Annotated in this window: 3 protein-coding genes; 2 read left to right on the top strand and 1 reads right to left on the bottom strand. The window is 65.6% G+C overall.

What is annotated here, in order from left to right; all coding sequences use genetic code 11:
* Nucleotides 1-85: 85 nt before the first annotated feature.
* Nucleotides 86-259 carry a hypothetical protein gene (locus K0M74_RS13895; RefSeq protein ID WP_293973518.1) on the bottom strand — a complete coding sequence of 58 codons (174 nt, stop codon included), beginning with the start codon at nucleotides 257-259 and terminating at the stop codon, nucleotides 86-88.
* Between the two features lie 68 nt (nucleotides 260-327).
* Here K0M74_RS13895 and K0M74_RS13890 point away from each other — a divergent pair, with 68 nt between their 5' ends.
* A complete protein-coding gene (locus tag K0M74_RS13890; protein ID WP_293973515.1) occupies nucleotides 328-1,158 on the top strand; it encodes a methyltransferase domain-containing protein in 831 nt (276 codons plus the stop codon).
* A partial coding sequence (locus K0M74_RS13885; protein WP_293973522.1) for a leucyl/phenylalanyl-tRNA--protein transferase occupies nucleotides 1,155-1,652 on the top strand: 498 nt, incomplete at its 3' end. The genes K0M74_RS13890 and K0M74_RS13885, both read left to right, overlap by 4 nt.

Here is a 1,652-nt window from a genome sequence, read left to right as displayed (position 1 = left end):
TCGTCGCGCCCGCGAAGGCGGGGGCCGCTGTCGGCCTCGCACTACATCTCTTGCGGCCACCGCCTTCGCGAGGGCGACGGTGAAATCAAGGCTTCAACGCCAGCGCTGCCGCCAAAATCGCGACCGCCACTCCGACCAGCGCGATCCCGCGCCACGGCATGAACCCGACCGCGTCGACGTCGGGCCGGTTGCGGCGGCGATAGTCGGCAACCTCGGCGGCGACGGCAACCGCGGCGCCCGCAACACTGACAATCAGCATCGACCCTTGCATTGAGGCGCACACCTTCGCAAACAGGGGGACGTTCCCCCAAGAGAGAGGTTGCCCATATGCGTCCGTTATTGATTGTTGCAAGTACTGCCCTTGCCCTCACCGTCCCCGCAGTGGCCTTTGCCGACCATCATGGCGGCGGTCATGCCGCGCATAAGGAGCAAGAGGCGATCGCCGCGGCCGTCGCCGCACCGACCCGCACCCCCGCCAACCTCGCGCGCGACAAATATCGCCATCCCGCCGAAACGCTCGCCTTCTTTGGCGTCAAGCCCGGTGACACGGTGGTCGAACTGTGGCCCGGCGGCGGCTGGTACACCGAAATCCTCGCGCCACTGGCAAAGGCAGGTGGCGGCACGCTCTACGCTGCCGCGCCTTGGGAGCGCGGCCTCAACCGCATCAAGGAATGGCAAGGCGCAAACGCCGACCTTTATGGCGGCATCCAGCTCGCCGAATTCCCCAATGCCGGGACCAACCCCAAAGTCCCCGATGCCAGCGCCGACGTCGTGCTGACGTTCCGTAACGTCCACAACTGGCGCTTTGGCGGCGCCGACAACACCGCCAATGCCTTCAAACAGATTTTCGCGATGCTCAAGCCCGGCGGCACGCTGGGCGTCGTCGAGCACCGGCTGAACGAAAGCGACGATGCCGCGAAGGAAGAAAAATCGGGCTATATGAAGGAAAGCTCGATCATCGCCTTTGCCGAGGCCGCGGGCTTCAAGCTGGCGGGCCGCAGCGAGATCAACGCCAATCCCAAGGATACGAAGGATTATGAAAAGGGCGTCTGGACCCTGCCGCCGGCGCTGCGCGAAGGCGAAACCGACCGCGCCAAATATGTCGCGATCGGCGAATCGGACCGGATGACGCTGAAGTTCGTGAAGCCCGCGTCCTGAAGCATTTTGAGTCCATCGACCCTGCGCTGCTGCTCAGTGCTTATGCGCAGGGTATTTTCCCGATGGCCGACGGGGCGGATGACCCGTCGGTCCATTGGGTTGAGCCGCGGCTGCGCGCGATCCTGCCATTAGATGGCTTCCGGCTGTCGCACAGCCTGAAAAAGACGATCGTCGCCAATCGTTTTCATGTCACCACCGACCGCGCCTTTGCCGACATGGTCGCGCTGTGTGCCGAGCCCGCGCGCGACCGGCCCACGACGTGGATCAATCCAGTGATCAAGGCGAGCTACGACCGGCTGTTCCAGATCGGCCACGCGCATAGCGTCGAATGCTGGCAGGATGGCGAACTGGTCGGCGGCCTCTACGGCGTCTCGCTCGGCCGCGCCTTTTTCGGCGAATCGATGGTCAGCCGGGCGCGCGATGCGTCCAAGGTTGCGCTCGCGCACCTCGTCGCGGGGGGGGGGGGGGGGGGGGGGGGGGGGGGGGGGGGGGGG

Source organism: Sphingopyxis sp., assembly GCF_019459305.1.
Classification (GTDB): domain Bacteria; phylum Pseudomonadota; class Alphaproteobacteria; order Sphingomonadales; family Sphingomonadaceae; genus Sphingopyxis.
This window is presented reverse-complemented; position numbering and strand designations above follow the sequence as displayed.

What these genes read in the sequence shown, in the direction of transcription:
- K0M74_RS13895 (WP_293973518.1), bottom strand. Translation starts at nt 259, where the DNA reads ATGCTGATTGTCAGTGTTGCGGGCGCCGCGGTTGCCGTCGCCGCCGAG.
- K0M74_RS13890 (WP_293973515.1), top strand. Translation starts at nt 328, where the DNA reads ATGCGTCCGTTATTGATTGTTGCAAGTACTGCCCTTGCCCTCACCGTC.